This is a genomic window from Klebsiella sp. C283, assembly GCF_048822555.1.
In the GTDB taxonomy this organism is placed as follows: domain Bacteria; phylum Pseudomonadota; class Gammaproteobacteria; order Enterobacterales; family Enterobacteriaceae; genus Klebsiella; species Klebsiella quasipneumoniae.
Map to the genome: position 1 here is coordinate 101,342 of NZ_JBMEZS010000003.1, position 13,668 is coordinate 115,009.

General features: G+C 57.7%; 13 protein-coding genes. 5 read left to right on the forward strand and 8 right to left on the reverse strand.

The genetic code is table 11. The annotated features are described in order from the left end of the window. The first annotated feature begins 120 nt into the window (after positions 1-120). Positions 121-1,353: a peptidase T gene (gene pepT, locus ACOI7Z_RS06170; RefSeq protein WP_023289160.1), complete on the forward strand. Its 1,233-nt coding sequence runs from the start codon at positions 121-123 to the stop codon at positions 1,351-1,353. A gap of 613 nt (positions 1,354-1,966) precedes the next feature. Here the strand turns inward: pepT and ACOI7Z_RS06175 are convergent. The 3 genes from ACOI7Z_RS06175 to phoP all read right to left on the reverse strand — a co-directional run bounded on the left by ACOI7Z_RS06175 (position 1,967) and on the right by phoP (position 5,311). Then, positions 1,967-3,088, reverse strand: coding sequence for a cupin domain-containing protein (locus ACOI7Z_RS06175; RefSeq protein ID WP_087848972.1), 1,122 nt, complete (start codon positions 3,086-3,088; stop codon positions 1,967-1,969). 85 nt (positions 3,089-3,173) lie between these two features. Next, on the reverse strand, positions 3,174-4,640 hold the full coding sequence (gene phoQ, locus ACOI7Z_RS06180; protein ID WP_004206635.1) for a two-component system sensor histidine kinase PhoQ: 1,467 nt from the start codon (positions 4,638-4,640) through the stop codon (positions 3,174-3,176). Beyond that, entirely contained in the window at positions 4,640-5,311 is a 672-nt protein-coding gene (gene phoP / locus ACOI7Z_RS06185; protein WP_004206636.1) for a two-component system response regulator PhoP, read from the reverse strand. Before phoP ends, phoQ begins: the two co-directional genes overlap by 1 nt. Before the next feature lie 281 nt (positions 5,312-5,592). Between phoP and ACOI7Z_RS06190 the strand changes: the two genes are divergently transcribed. Next, on the forward strand, positions 5,593-6,399 hold the full coding sequence (locus tag ACOI7Z_RS06190; RefSeq protein WP_023289162.1) for an AraC family transcriptional regulator: 807 nt from the start codon (positions 5,593-5,595) through the stop codon (positions 6,397-6,399). Positions 6,400-6,482: 83 nt separating this feature from the next. Continuing rightward, positions 6,483-6,845, forward strand: coding sequence for a cupin domain-containing protein (locus ACOI7Z_RS06195; protein ID WP_086075508.1), 363 nt, complete (start codon positions 6,483-6,485; stop codon positions 6,843-6,845). A 54-nt stretch (positions 6,846-6,899) separates the two neighbouring features. Here the strand turns inward: ACOI7Z_RS06195 and purB are convergent, their stop codons facing one another. From purB to rluE, 5 genes are read right to left on the reverse strand one after another with little or no spacing between them, the layout of a single operon-like run. Beyond that, positions 6,900-8,270: an adenylosuccinate lyase gene (gene purB, locus ACOI7Z_RS06200; RefSeq protein WP_004176557.1), complete on the reverse strand. Its 1,371-nt coding sequence runs from the start codon at positions 8,268-8,270 to the stop codon at positions 6,900-6,902. Between the two features lie 3 nt (positions 8,271-8,273). Further along, positions 8,274-8,915 (reverse strand): high frequency lysogenization protein HflD, encoded by a 642-nt coding sequence (hflD, locus tag ACOI7Z_RS06205; RefSeq protein WP_004140557.1) that lies wholly within the window; start codon positions 8,913-8,915, stop codon positions 8,274-8,276. Between the two features lie 54 nt (positions 8,916-8,969). Next, positions 8,970-10,076 (reverse strand): tRNA 2-thiouridine(34) synthase MnmA, encoded by a 1,107-nt coding sequence (gene mnmA, locus ACOI7Z_RS06210; RefSeq protein WP_065883900.1) that lies wholly within the window; start codon positions 10,074-10,076, stop codon positions 8,970-8,972. 56 nt (positions 10,077-10,132) lie between these two features. Continuing rightward, a complete protein-coding gene (locus ACOI7Z_RS06215) occupies positions 10,133-10,591 on the reverse strand; it encodes an NUDIX hydrolase (RefSeq protein WP_004150802.1) in 459 nt (152 codons plus the stop codon). 16 nt (positions 10,592-10,607) lie between these two features. Next, positions 10,608-11,258 (reverse strand): 23S rRNA pseudouridine(2457) synthase RluE, encoded by a 651-nt coding sequence (gene rluE / locus ACOI7Z_RS06220; RefSeq protein WP_087848971.1) that lies wholly within the window; start codon positions 11,256-11,258, stop codon positions 10,608-10,610. A 240-nt stretch (positions 11,259-11,498) separates the two neighbouring features. Here rluE and icd point away from each other — a divergent pair, with 240 nt between their 5' ends. Together icd and ACOI7Z_RS06230 are read left to right on the forward strand one after the other, a co-directional pair. Further along, complete coding sequence (icd, locus tag ACOI7Z_RS06225) at positions 11,499-12,749, forward strand: NADP-dependent isocitrate dehydrogenase (RefSeq protein ID WP_023289166.1); 1,251 nt, start codon at positions 11,499-11,501, stop codon at positions 12,747-12,749. 595 nt (positions 12,750-13,344) lie between these two features. Continuing rightward, complete coding sequence (locus ACOI7Z_RS06230; protein ID WP_130941825.1) at positions 13,345-13,611, forward strand: hypothetical protein; 267 nt, start codon at positions 13,345-13,347, stop codon at positions 13,609-13,611. Positions 13,612-13,668: the final 57 nt, after the last annotated feature.

Below are 13,668 nucleotides of genomic sequence, written 5' to 3' on the forward strand. Positions count from 1 at the left end.
TTTACACCATAACGTCGGTTCCGTTATTAAATTTCGCTTTACGGGCTAAGAATGACCTGACGCAATATTTGTCTTTTCTGGCTTATCAATAATGTTGTCACAAAAGAAGAGGGTGGCTACATGGATAAATTGCTTGAGCGTTTTTTGCAGTACGTTTCTTTGGACACGCAGTCGAAGCCTGGCGTTCGTCAGGTCCCCAGCACGGAAGGGCAGTGGAAGCTGTTACGCCTGTTGCAGGCGCAGCTGGAAGAAATGGGACTGGTCAAGGTAACGCTGAGTGAAAAAGGGACGGTAATGGGAACCCTGCCTGCCAACGTCGAGGGCGATATCCCGGCCATCGGCTTTATCTCTCACGTCGACACCTCCCCGGATTTCAGCGGCAAAAACGTTAACCCGCAGATTGTCGAAAACTATCGCGGCGGCGATATTGCGCTGGGTATCGGCGATGAGGTGCTCTCCCCGGTGATGTTCCCGGTTCTGCATCAGCTTTTGGGTCAGACGCTGATCACCACCGACGGGAAAACGCTGCTGGGGGCGGACGACAAGGCCGGCATCGCCGAGATCATGACCGCGCTGGCGACCCTGCAGGCGAAAAATATCCCCCACGGCGATATCCGCGTGGCCTTCACCCCCGATGAAGAGGTCGGAAAAGGGGCGAAACATTTCGACGTCGAGGCCTTTGACGCCCGCTGGGCCTATACCGTTGACGGCGGCGGGGTCGGCGAACTGGAGTTTGAAAACTTCAATGCCGCCTCGGTGACCATTAAGATCGTCGGCAACAACGTGCACCCCGGCACTGCGAAAGGGGTGATGGTCAACGCGCTGTCGCTGGCCGCGCGGATTCATGCCGAAGTGCCGGCCGACGAGGCGCCGGAGACTACCGAAGGCTATGAAGGCTTTTATCATCTCACCAGCATCAAAGGCAGCGTCGATCGGGCCGAGATGCACTACATCATCCGCGATTTTGACCGTAAGCACTTCGAGGCGCGCAAGCGCAAGATGATGGAGATCGCCAAAAAGGTGGGCAAGGGGCTGCACCCGGACTGCTATATCGAGCTGGTGATCGAGGACAGTTATTACAATATGCATGAGCAGGTGATCGCCCATCCGCACGTGGTCGATATTGCCCGCCAGGCCATGGTGGACTGCGATATCGAACCGCAGATGAAGCCGATCCGCGGCGGTACCGACGGGGCGCAGCTCTCGTTTATGGGACTGCCATGCCCGAACCTGTTTACCGGCGGCTACAACTATCACGGCAAACATGAGTTTGTCACCCTGGAAGGGATGGAGAAAGCGGTGCAGGTGATCGTGCGTATCGCCGAGCTGACGGCGGCACGAAAAGGGCATTAATCTTCTCAGGCAGCCCGGTAGGGCCGCGTGTCGGACAAGACGCCGGATGGCGGCTGCGCCTTTTCCGGCCTACGGTCCAACCGGTGGCCGCGGAACCCGTAGGCCCGGCAAGCGCAGCGCCGCCGGGCGGTCAACAGCAGAGCGGGTACTCGTCTTTATGCCGGATGGCGGCTAACGCCTTTTCCGGCCTACGGTCCAACCGGTGGCCGCGGAACCCGTAGGCCCGGCAAGCGCAGCGCCGCCGGGCGGTCAACAGCAGAGCGGGTACTCGTCTTTATGCAGGATGGCGGCTAACGCCTTATCCGGCCTACGGTCCAACCGGTGACCGCGGACCCCGTAGGCCCGGCAAGCGCAGCGCCGCCGGGCGGTCAACAGCAGAGCGGGTACTCGTCTTTATGCCGGATGGCGGCTGCGCCTTATCCGGCCTACGGTCCAACCGGTGACTGCTGACCCCGTAGGCCCGGCAAGCGCAGCGCCGCCGGGCGGTCAACAGCAGAGCGGGTGCCTGTCTTCGTGCCGGATGGCGGCTAACGCCTTATCCGGCCTGGGGTCCAACAGGTGACCGCGGAACCCGTAGGCCCGGCAAGCGCAGCGCCGCCGGGCAGGATGGCACTCAGTCGCCAAAGAACCAGTAGCCGCTGTTGACCAGCGCCGCCAGCATGGCGAGGAAAGAGGGATCTTCCAGCGCATCGCCAAAATGGTCGGCGCGCAGCGTCAGGTGGGTGGCTAAGGCGTCCAGCGCCGGGCGGTGCGGAGAGTTGATCTTCTCGCCATTGACGAACACCTCGCCGTCAATGCGCAGCACCCGCAGGCCGCCCAAGCGTTCCAGGGTATCGCCCTGCTGCAGGGCATCGTAAATTTCATCGGGCTGATACGGCGGCTCCGGCGGCGCGACGTCGAGCTCATGACGCGACTGAGTGATAAACTCGCCGAACCACTGCTTAAAGTGCTCCGGTTGGTTAATCAGCCCCAGCATCATCTCGCGCAGGCGGTCGAGTTCGGCCGGTAAAATATCCGCCGGATGGTCGCGGGGGGGCACGTCCGGATCGGCGTAGCGCTGGCTGCCCAGTTCGCGCTGGAGAACGTAGTCGGCAAAGCCGCTGAACAGCTCGCGGGCATTCGGCGCGCGATAGCCGACCGAATAGTTCAGCGAATTTTCCAGCGAATATCCCTCATGCGGGAATCCTGGCGGAATATAGAGAATATCGCCCGGCTCCATCTCTTCATCGATGATCGCCTCGAAGGGGTCAACCTGCAGCAGGTCCGGATGCGGGCAGTGCTGTTTCATCGGCACTTTTTCCCCGACGCGCCAGCGCCGACGGCCAGTGCCCTGGATGATAAACACATCATACTGATCCAGATGCGGGCCGACGCCGCCGCCCGGTACAGAGAAGGAGATCATCAGGTCGTCGATACGCCAGTCCGGCAGGGCGCGGAACGGGTGCATCAGCGCCGCCGACGGCTCATGCCAGTGGTTGACCGCCTGTACCAGCAGGGACCAGTTGTTTTCGCTCAGGTGATCGTAGCTTTCGAAGGGACCGTGACTGACCTGCCATTTTCCATCCTGATGGCTGACAAGGCGGCTATCGACCTCGCTCTCCATGGCCAGTCCAGCCAGTTCGTCCGGGCTCAGCGGGTCGATAAAATTGGCGAAGCCGCGCTTCAATACCACCGGCCGTTTTTGCCAGTAGCGTTCGATAAAGTCGGGCCAGTTAAGCGTTAATTGATAATCCATATTGATATTCCACTGCAGGTGTCTGACAGGGATTATAACGGATGCGGCGCCCCGGCGATGCAGGCGCCGTGAAAAAACTCAACGATTAACTCTCTTTATCTTCCATCAGCTGGCGGCCAAACACCACCTCCATGCAGGCGCCGCCGAGCAGGCTCTCGCCGGCGATGATCTCCCCGTCATATTGTTCGACGATTTCCCGGGCGACGGAGAGCCCCACCCCCTGGCCGGGACGCAGAGTATCCGCCCGCTGACCGCGGTCGAAGACAGCGCGGCGCTGGCTCGGCGGGATCCCCGGCCCATCGTCTTCCACCAGAATGTGCAGATGGCTGTCGGTGGTCTGGCGCACGGAAACCTCCACGAACTCCAGACAGTACTTACAGGCGTTATCGAGAACGTTACCCATCACTTCCATAAAATCGTTCTGCTCGCCGACAAAACTGATCTCCGGCGAGATGTCGAGCGAGATATTGACCCCCTTGCGCTGATAAACCTTATTGAGGGCGGAGGTCAGGCTGTCGAGCAGGGGGGCGATCGGGTGCAGCTCCCGGCTCAGCAAGGTGCCGCCGCTGCGCATGCTGGCGCGATGCAGATAGTAACCAATCTGCTGCGAAATACGGCTGATCTGCTCCAGCATCACCGGCTCCGCCTCGTCAACGCTGATCTTCTCGCCGCGCAGCGAGCGCAACGTGCTCTGCATCACCGCCAGCGGCGTTTTCAGGCTGTGGGTGAGATCGGTGAGGGTGGTGCGGTATTTGTCATAGCGTTCACGCTCGCTGCGAACCAGCCGGTTAAGGTTGCTGACCAGCCGGGTCAGCTCGCGGGTGGTGTTGGGATTGAGCTTCTCGCGGTGATGTTCCTCCAGCTCGCGCACCTCTTTGGCCAGCGACTCGATGGGGCGCAGGCTCCACCAGGCGGCGACCCACAGGAGGGGGATCACCAGCAACAGGTTGGCGGCCAGCACGTAGATAAACCAGCTCCACACCATATAGCTGCGCTTGAGCTCCACCGGGATGGTGTCGACCACCACGATACTGAGCTGGGGCATTTTGCTGGTGGCCGGGTAGAAGTTGATCGCCACCGAGTGGGTCATCTCCGAATCGTCGCCTTGTTCGCGGATGGCGTCCAGCTGTTCCTGAACCTCATGGTTATTGCGCAATAACATACTGCTGCTGTCGACATCGGCTTCAATTTCATGGAAGCCATTGCGTTTTAGCCAATCCGGTTGAATGCGTTTTGTCAGCCAGGGGACATCGCGCTGCGCCCACAACAGTTTGCCCTTCTCATCGTAAATAAGGGTCACCGTCGGGCTTTCCATATTCAGATTTTCCGGGATATCGACGTCAATGGCGCCGTTCTCCCATTTGGCCAGCATATAAAAGAGATTGCTCTCGCCGCGCAGCAGACGGAAGGTGGTTTTATCGAAGCTGACGCTGTAGCCCACCAGCGCCACCATGCCATAAGCCAGGGAGAGCACCAGCACCACCCCGGCGGTCGCCAGCAGGAAGCGAACCCGTAACGACAGCGGGAAAATATGCCGCAACAGTCCCTTCATCAGCGCAGTTCGAACAGATAGCCCTGGCCGCGCACCGTGGTGATGACGTCCTGCGGGTATTCAGCCTGAATTTTCTTACGCAGCCGGCCCATCAGCACGTCGATGGTATGGCTTTCACGCAGTTCGGCATCCGGGTAAAGCTGGAGCATCAGCGAATCTTTACTGACCACTTTGCCGCGATTGCGGATCAGGGTTTCCATAATGGTGTACTCAAAAGCCGTCAGCTTGATCGGCTGGTCGTTCACCGACAGCTCGCGCCGGGAGAGGTCGACCTGGAACGGCGGCAGAGAGATCACCTGCGAGGCCAGGCCGCTATTGCGGCGCAGCAGCGCCTGCATGCGGGCGGCAACCTCTTCAATATGGAAAGGCTTGGTGACGTAATCATCCGCCCCGGCGCTCAGCACTTCGACTTTATCCTGCCAACCTTCGCGGGCGGTCAGCACCAGCACCGGCAGTGACACGTCGTGGCTGCGCCAGCGGCGGATCAACGATAATCCATCTTCGTCCGGCAGACCGAGATCGACGATGGCGATATCCGGGAGATGTTCGCCCAGATAGTAATCCGCTTCCTTGGCATCCTCTGCGGCATCGACCTGATGGCCCAGCTCCTGTAGCTGAACTTTGAGGTGGTGACGCAGCAGGGCATTATCCTCAACCACGAGTACGCGCATGGCTGTTCTCCCTTGCAATTTCGAAAGTAGTCTGACGCTTATTATATACGAAAAATATAAACAGCTGTTAAATAAAGCTTTTTATACAAACGGCGTGCAGCATCGCCGGGCCGGTCGGCGTTGGGCGGCGCCTTTTGCGCACGGGCATGGAACTCCTTCATTCTATGCGTAATTTCAGCAAACGCCCAGCGGCAGGGCGCGGGCAGCGGCGGGTTGGTGATGTTAATTTTTTGTGTAATAGTGCTGGAATTATCCCTCAATGACGCCGCAGGTTATCCATTATGTCTCAGCAGCAGAGCGCGGACTGGGTCAGGCTGGCGCAGTCGCCCAGTCGGACGGAGCGCATCGAAGCCTTCTTCGGCGGCCACGGCTATGAGCCGCACCGGCATGACACCTACGCCATCGGCCAGACGATCGCCGGCGTGCAGAGCTTTCACTATCGCGGCGGGCTACAGCACAGTCTGCCCGGCGGGACGATGGTCCTTCACCCGGACGAAATACACGATGGCGAGGCGGGCACCGAGGCGGGGTTTCACTACCGCATGGCCTATATCGAACCCGCGTTGATCCAGAAGATACTCGGCGGCAGGCCATTGCCGTTTATCCCCGGCGGCCTGTCGGCGGATCCACGGCTACGTCGCGCCGCGCAACCGTTGTTGAAAGCGGTCACGGCTACCTTCGAGCCGCTGGAGGAAGAGGACGCCCTGTACGACCTGGCGCAGACCCTGGCCGTGGTCGGTGGGCAGCGTTCCCGTCGCCAGGCGTTTGATTATCAGGCGGCGGAGAGGGCCCGGGAGTATATCCATGCCTGTTTTATGCAGGATATGACCCTCGACATCCTGTCGCAGGTCAGCGGCCGGGACCGCTGGAGCCTGAGCCGCGATTTCAGAACGCTGTATGGCACCAGTCCGTGGCGTTACGTCATGATGCGCCGGCTCGATTTTTGTCGCCAGCGGATGCGCGCCGGGGAGCGTCTGGTGGATATTGCCGCCGAGGCGGGTTTTGCCGACCAGAGCCACATGACGCGCCAGTTTATCAGCCGCTTTGGCCTCTCTCCGGGGCGCTGGCTGCGGGCGATCCGCGGCTAAGGCGGCGCAGGTTGCACAATCGTTCAAGCGTGACCGCGGCGCGGCGAACTATGCTGACTGCCTTTATCACAAGGAGACAGCCTATGTATCAACTCGTTAATCTTGCTCACAAATTTTCCCTGTTCAGCGAACAATGGCAGCCCAAAGTGGTGGCCGAAATGAACGACTATCAGTTCAAGATCGTGCGCATCGCCGGCGACTTTATCTGGCACAGCCATCCGGAAACCGATGAGACGCTGATGGTGGTGGAGGGGGTATTGCGCGTGGACTTCCGCGACGGAGATGTGCTGGTGAAGGCCGGGGAGATGATCGTCGTGCCGCGCGGGGTGGAACATAAGACCTCGGCGGAGATGGAAGCGAAGCTGCTGCTGATTGAACCGCGCGGGGTGCTGAATACCGGCCACGAGGGGGGCGAGCGGACGGCGGTGAACGACGTCTGGATCTGATCGCCTTCCGGCGATAAAACGCCCCTCTTTCCGGCGGAAAGAGGGGCAGGGCGATTACTTCAGCTCGTCAACCATGGTGGTTGCCCGACCGATATAGTTGGCCGGGGTCATCGCTTTGAGACGCACTTTTTCCTCTTCCGGCAGGGCGAGGCTGTCAATAAACTGCTTCATCCCTTCCGCGTCAACGCGTTTGCCGCGGGTCAGCTCTTTCAGCTTCTCGTACGGTTTTTCGATACCGTAACGACGCATCACGGTCTGGATCGGCTCAGCCAGTACTTCCCAGTTGTGATCCAGTTCGTCCAGCAGGCGATCCTGGTTCAGCTCCAGCTTGCTGATCCCTTTGAGGGTGGACTGATAGGCGATCAGCGCATAGCCGATGCCCACGCCGAGGTTACGCAGGACGGTAGAGTCGGTCAGGTCGCGCTGCCAACGGGAAACCGGCAGTTTGCTGGCCAGGTGCTGCATGACCGCATTGGCCAGGCCGAGGTTGCCTTCGGAGTTTTCGAAGTCAATCGGGTTCACCTTGTGCGGCATGGTGGAGGAGCCGATTTCCCCGGCGATGGTCTTCTGTTTGAAGTGGTTGAGCGCGATGTAGCCCCACACGTCGCGATCGAAGTCGATCAGAATGGTGTTGAAGCGCGCGATGCAGTCAAACAGCTCAGCGATATAGTCATGCGGCTCGATCTGCGTGGTGTACGGGTTCCACTGAATGCCCAGCGAAGTGACAAACTCTTCGCTGAACTGATGCCAGTCGACTTCCGGGTAGGCAGCGATGTGGGCGTTGTAGTTACCCACCGCGCCGTTGATTTTACCGAGGATTTCCACCTGGTTCAGCTGACGGTACTGGCGCTCCATACGGTAGGCGACGTTCGCCATCTCTTTACCCATGGTGGACGGCGTCGCCGGCTGGCCGTGGGTACGGGAGAGCAGCGGTACATCGCGGTACTGGGTCGCCAGATCTTTTACCGCGTCAATCAGCTTGCGCCAGTAAGGCAGAACCACTTCGTCGCGGGCGGTTTTCAGCATCAGCGCGTGGGAGAGGTTATTGATGTCTTCGGACGTACAGGCGAAGTGAATAAACTCCGACACGGCGTGCAGTTCGGCGACGTCAGCGACTTTCTCTTTCAGAAAGTACTCTACCGCTTTCACGTCGTGGTTAGTGGTGCGCTCGATGGTTTTGATGCGCTCGGCGTCTTCGACGCTGAAATCGGCGACGATTTTGTCAAGGAAACCGTTTGCGTCGGCAGCAAAAGCAGGAACTTCCTTGATCGCTGCGTGGGCGGCCAGTTTTTGCAGCCAACGTACTTCCACCTGAACGCGGAATTTCAGCAAACCGAATTCGCTGAAGATACCGCGCAGCGCGCTGACTTTATCGCCGTAGCGGCCGTCTACAGGGGAAACGGCGGTCAGTGAGGATAATTCCATAGATCACAACTCCGGGGTTAAATGAGCAAGAATTTGCTTTGCCTGGTTAACCAGACGATTACGGGAAAACATAAGCTGCAGACGTCCGCCGCCCACCTGATGCCAGAGCACCGCGGCGCGAATCCCCGCCAGCAGCGCTGAGCGAACTTTCGCCTGCACCTGCGGGCTTTGCAGCACGGCAGGGGAGCCGGTCACCTGAATACGCGGGCCCAGCGGGCTTATCACATCGACATAGATGCCCGCCATGGCGCTGAGCAGCGTTTCGGACTGCAGGTCAAAGTGCTCCAGCTGACGGTGCAGGCCGGCGATGCGGTTGCCGAGCGTGTCCATCGCCCCTTTACTGGCGGCGAGCTTGCGCTCCAGCACCATTAGGCTCAGGGTATAGCGGGTGAGTTCCGCATTGAGGCCCTGACGGCTGCTGGTATTGAGCACCCCGAGCAGCGTTTCAAGGCCGAGGCGAAGATTGGCTTCACTGCCACCGAACACCGCCAGCGTCGACTCGGGATCGAGGTCGATGATGCTGTTCAGCGACACATGCAGGGCATCGCTGTCGCAATGTCCCTGATGCGCCAGTTGCTGAACCAGTCGCGCCGCCTGGCAAACGCCAGCCAGCGCCAGGGTGATGTCATAGTAATTCTTCGCCACACATACTCCTTGTCAGCCGCCGGGGCGGTTCGTCCCGGCGGAAATAACGCGCGTTCAGGACTGCAGAGGCAGTCGTTGTTCAATAATTCCGCCGCCGAGGCACACTTCACCCAAATAGAACACCGCGGACTGGCCCGGGGTCACCGCCGCGACCGGCTCATCGAAGGTGACTTCGATACGGTCTTCATCCAGCGCGGTAACGGTGCAGGGGATATCGGTCTGGCGATAGCGGGTTTTCACCGTGCAGCGCAGGGTGCCCTGCAGCGGTTCACGGTCAACCCAGTGCAGCTGTTGCGCAATCAGGCCGACGGACATCAGGCGCGGGTGGTCATGGCCCTGGGCGACGATAAGAATATTATTCTCCACGTCTTTATCGACCACATACCATGGGTCTTCGCTACCCTCTTTGGTGCCGCCGATACCCAGTCCTTTACGCTGGCCCAGGGTATGGTACATCAGCCCCTGATGGGTGCCGATCTCCTCGCCGTCGACGGTGAGGATTTTGCCCGGCTGCGCCGGCAGATAGCGGCCAAGGAAATCGCGGAATTTACGCTCGCCGATAAAGCAGATGCCGGTGGAATCTTTTTTCTTCGCGGTGATCAGATCCAGCTCTTCGGCGATCTTACGCACCTGCGGTTTTTCCAGCTCACCCACCGGGAACAGGCTCTGGGCAATCTGCTCGTGGCTGAGGGTATAAAGGAAGTAGCTCTGATCTTTGTTGCCGTCGAGACCGCGCAGCAGCTGGCTTTTACCGTCGACATCGGCGCGGCGCACATAGTGCCCGGTGGCGATGTAGTCGGCGCCGAGGTCTTCAGCGGCAAACTCGAGGAAGGCTTTAAATTTGATCTCTTTATTGCACAGAATATCCGGGTTCGGCGTGCGGCCGGCTTTGTACTCTTCCAGGAAGAGCTCAAAGACGTTATCCCAATATTCGGCGGCAAAGTTAACGGTGTGCAGTTCAATGCCCAGCTTATCGCAGACCGCTTGCGCATCGGCAAGGTCGGCGGCGGCGGTGCAGTATTCCTCGCCGTCGTCTTCCTCCCAGTTCTTCATGAACAGGCCTTCCACCTTATACCCTTGCTGCAGCAGCAGGTATGCGGAGACCGAGGAGTCGACGCCGCCGGACATGCCGACGATCACTTTTTTCTGGCTTTCTGACATGGAAATACTCGCTACATTGAACTTCGAGGCGGCGTATTCTAGCACGCGCTCACCGTTCATTCACCCCCTGTGAACGGCCAGTTAAATGCGCCAATCAGCGACAGCGGCTGGCGCGGGTCCTGCAGGTAGCAGCGAATGCTTTCGGCAACCAGCGGCGAGCGCAGGTTTGGCGCGTTAAGAATTTCCTCAGCACTGAGCCACAGGCAGCGATCGATATCGCTGTCGTGCGGTTCAGTGGCGCACAGATCGCTAAGTTCGATGGCGAACAGGAAGCGCAGAAACGGGGTGTTATCGGGGGCCAGCCACTGATGCATGCGGATGAAGTGCTGCGGCGTGGCGCGAATGCCGGTCTCTTCCCACAGTTCACGTTCGGCGGCCTGCAGCAGCGTTTCATTGGCCTCGAGATGGCCCGCCGGCTGGTTCCACAATGCTTTGCCGTTAATGGTCTCTTCGACGATGAGAAATTTATCCTGGGCGTGAACCACGCAGGCAACAGTGACATGAGGTTTAAACATCGCTTTTCCTTTTCGGTTATTCGGCTTTGCGCCAGTCGCCGTTGGCCAGCCCGTCGAGGGTGTAGCCGCCCATAGCGTAGCGGATCAGCCGCAGGGTGGGGAAGCCGACGTGGGCGGTCATCCGGCGCACCTGACGGTTGCGTCCCTCGTAGAGCGTGATCTTCAGCCAGCGGGTGGGGATCGATTTGCGCTCACGAATCGGCGGGTTGCGCGGCCACAGCCAGGCGGGATCCTCCACAAGTTCTACGCCGGCAGGCAGGGTGGGGCCATCGTTGAGGGTGACGCCGTCGCGCAAAGCGGCCAGCGCCTCGGGGGTGGGTTCGCCTTCCACCTGGACGTAGTAGATCTTGCCGGTGCGTTTACCCGGCTGGGTCAGCTTCGCCTGCAGCGCGCCATCGTTGGTCAGCACCAGCAGCCCTTCGCTGTCGCGATCGAGTCGACCTGCGGCGTAGACGCCCGCTACGGGAATAAAATCTTTCAGCGTGCTGCGCCCGGCCTCGTCGGTAAATTGCGGCAACACATCATAGGGTTTATTGAACAAGATCACAGTTTTTGGCTGGCGTTCTTTGCGTTGTCTGGTGACTTGTTGTGTGCTGAATCGCTCAACGCGATGTTTTCTAAATGAAGTTTTCTGCATGGTATTTTCAGGCTCTATCAATTGCCGCATTATAGCCTAATTACGAATGCCTTTCATGGACGCAAACATTCAGGTAGTATTGACATGCTCATTACAAATTATTAACAAAAAATTGCTCAAACCGATTCGCAACACAGGCAGGAAGGCGACACGGACGCGATAGCTCCGGTTAGCGGGAAGACCCGGTACTCCGAAGCTGGCCGACTCAGCCAACACCAGGCTCGCGTGAAGAGGGAAGAGCAGAACCAGAAGCGCTCGAAGGAGAGGTTAATGGAAAGCAAAGTAGTAGTTCCGGCGGAAGGTCAAAAAATCACCCTGCAAAACGGCAAACTGAACGTCCCTCATAATCCGATTATCCCGTTCATTGAAGGTGACGGTATCGGCGTTGACGTTACCCCAGCGATGCTGAAAGTGGTTGATGCCGCCGTTGAGAAAGCCTATAAGGGCGAGCGTAAAATTTCCTGGATGGAAGTTTACACCGGTGAGAAATCGACCCACGTCTATGGCCAGGATGTCTGGCTGCCAGCTGAAACCCTCGATCTGATTCGTGACTACCGCGTTGCTATCAAAGGTCCTCTGACGACCCCAGTCGGCGGCGGCATTCGTTCCCTGAACGTGGCGCTGCGTCAGGAGCTGGATCTCTACGTTTGCCTGCGTCCGGTACGTTACTACCAGGGCACTCCGAGCCCGGTTAAGCACCCGGAACTGACCGACATGGTTATCTTCCGTGAAAACTCCGAAGATATCTATGCCGGCATCGAGTGGAAAGCCGACTCTGCTGAAGCAGACAAAGTGATCAAATTCCTGCGCGATGAGATGGGCGTGAAGAAAATTCGCTTCCCGGAACATTGCGGCATCGGCATCAAGCCGTGCTCTGAAGAAGGCACCAAACGCCTGGTTCGTGCAGCCATTGAGTATGCGATCACCAACGATCGTGACTCTGTGACCATCGTTCACAAAGGCAACATCATGAAGTTCACCGAAGGCGCGTTCAAAGACTGGGGCTACCAGCTGGCTCGCGAAGAGTTCGGCGGCGAGCTGATCGACGGCGGCCCGTGGGTGAAAATCAAGAACCCGAACACCGGCAAAGAGATCGTGGTAAAAGACGTGATCGCCGATGCCTTCCTGCAGCAGATCCTGCTGCGTCCGGCGGAATACGACGTTATCGCCTGTATGAACCTCAACGGCGACTACATCTCTGACGCGCTGGCGGCACAGGTTGGCGGTATCGGTATCGCCCCGGGCGCCAACATCGGCGACGAATGCGCGCTGTTCGAAGCGACTCACGGTACTGCGCCGAAGTATGCAGGCCAGGACAAAGTGAACCCGGGCTCCATCATCCTGTCCGCAGAAATGATGCTGCGCCACATGCAGTGGTTCGAAGCCGCAGACCTGATCGTCAAAGGCATGGAAGGCGCTATCGCCGCCAAGACCGTGACCTATGACTTCGAACGTCTGATGGAAGGCGCTAAGCTGCTGAAATGTTCAGAGTTTGGCGACGCGATTATCGCGAACATGTAATCTGGCCCCCAGATTATGTCAGAACGGGAACCTGGTGGTTCCCGTTTTTATTATTAGTTTTCGAACGGTTAACAAAATTTTATCAAAACAAGTTATCAAAACCCCTCCCGAAAAACCTCATAAGGCCACTTCTTTCCACTCCTTACCTCGATCACCAGGTGACCTATCCTTTGCTATTGCGTTTTATGTACGAGCACATTGACTGGTCTCCCCATTGGTTAATACATCCGCGATGTGAGCCACAACATTATAAATTACATGAGGGCAACACAATGAAGACGCAATGCTCCCATAAATCGATCATCCCTATTTTTCACGCAGTTGAAGCAGTCAGTTCTGCCAGAGACCTCTGCCGCAAGCATGCAACTTCAGTCGACACTTTGTACACATGGTTGCACGAGGAAGGGGATAAACGGGGCGCATTTAAACCTGAAGAAGAAAAGAATCGCCGGATATTTGGTGGAATATTTTGTAATCCACACAAAAATTAATGAGATATTTCTTGAAGAATAGGTCGTTTAGACTTATTTTATGCTGCAAAATAATTAAATGTTTATTGGGTCTTCCTCTCGAAAATAATTAATGATGATACAACATGAATAATACAACAGGCGCTTCCGTTCCATCGGTCACGCTCGCACAGTTTCCAGTCGAACGCCCGTCAGAATTTAATGCAAATATTAATTTTTTGTGTGCTGTTATTGAATGTGAGTTAACACATCTAATCATAGCTATTAACAATAAATATAATCCAACCATTTGCACCGAATTACACAACCTTTTTGAATTGCAAAAAAGCTTCGCAAAGATCAGTGATGAATTATTTTATGCGCTGGGTGTCGCTAATGAAAAACAAGCCTGAGGACTCCGTCGGTCATCCGTCGCTGCCTTTTACAGTTCGTGTGGCATGGCGGTACTT

Excerpts from the sequence above, each read along its gene's own strand:
- purB (WP_004176557.1), bottom strand. The coding sequence starts at position 8,270 with ATGGAATTATCCTCACTGACCGCCGTTTCCCCTGTAGACGGCCGCTAC.
- phoP (WP_004206636.1), bottom strand. The coding sequence starts at position 5,311 with ATGCGCGTACTCGTGGTTGAGGATAATGCCCTGCTGCGTCACCACCTC.
- phoQ (WP_004206635.1), bottom strand. The coding sequence starts at position 4,640 with ATGAAGGGACTGTTGCGGCATATTTTCCCGCTGTCGTTACGGGTTCGC.
- ACOI7Z_RS06195 (WP_086075508.1), top strand. The coding sequence starts at position 6,483 with ATGTATCAACTCGTTAATCTTGCTCACAAATTTTCCCTGTTCAGCGAA.
- icd (WP_023289166.1), top strand. The coding sequence starts at position 11,499 with ATGGAAAGCAAAGTAGTAGTTCCGGCGGAAGGTCAAAAAATCACCCTG.
- pepT (WP_023289160.1), top strand. The coding sequence starts at position 121 with ATGGATAAATTGCTTGAGCGTTTTTTGCAGTACGTTTCTTTGGACACG.
- ACOI7Z_RS06215 (WP_004150802.1), bottom strand. The coding sequence starts at position 10,591 with ATGTTTAAACCTCATGTCACTGTTGCCTGCGTGGTTCACGCCCAGGAT.
- ACOI7Z_RS06175 (WP_087848972.1), bottom strand. The coding sequence starts at position 3,088 with ATGGATTATCAATTAACGCTTAACTGGCCCGACTTTATCGAACGCTAC.
- rluE (WP_087848971.1), bottom strand. The coding sequence starts at position 11,258 with ATGCGGCAATTGATAGAGCCTGAAAATACCATGCAGAAAACTTCATTT.
- ACOI7Z_RS06230 (WP_130941825.1), top strand. The coding sequence starts at position 13,345 with ATGAATAATACAACAGGCGCTTCCGTTCCATCGGTCACGCTCGCACAG.
- ACOI7Z_RS06190 (WP_023289162.1), top strand. The coding sequence starts at position 5,593 with ATGTCTCAGCAGCAGAGCGCGGACTGGGTCAGGCTGGCGCAGTCGCCC.
- mnmA (WP_065883900.1), bottom strand. The coding sequence starts at position 10,076 with ATGTCAGAAAGCCAGAAAAAAGTGATCGTCGGCATGTCCGGCGGCGTC.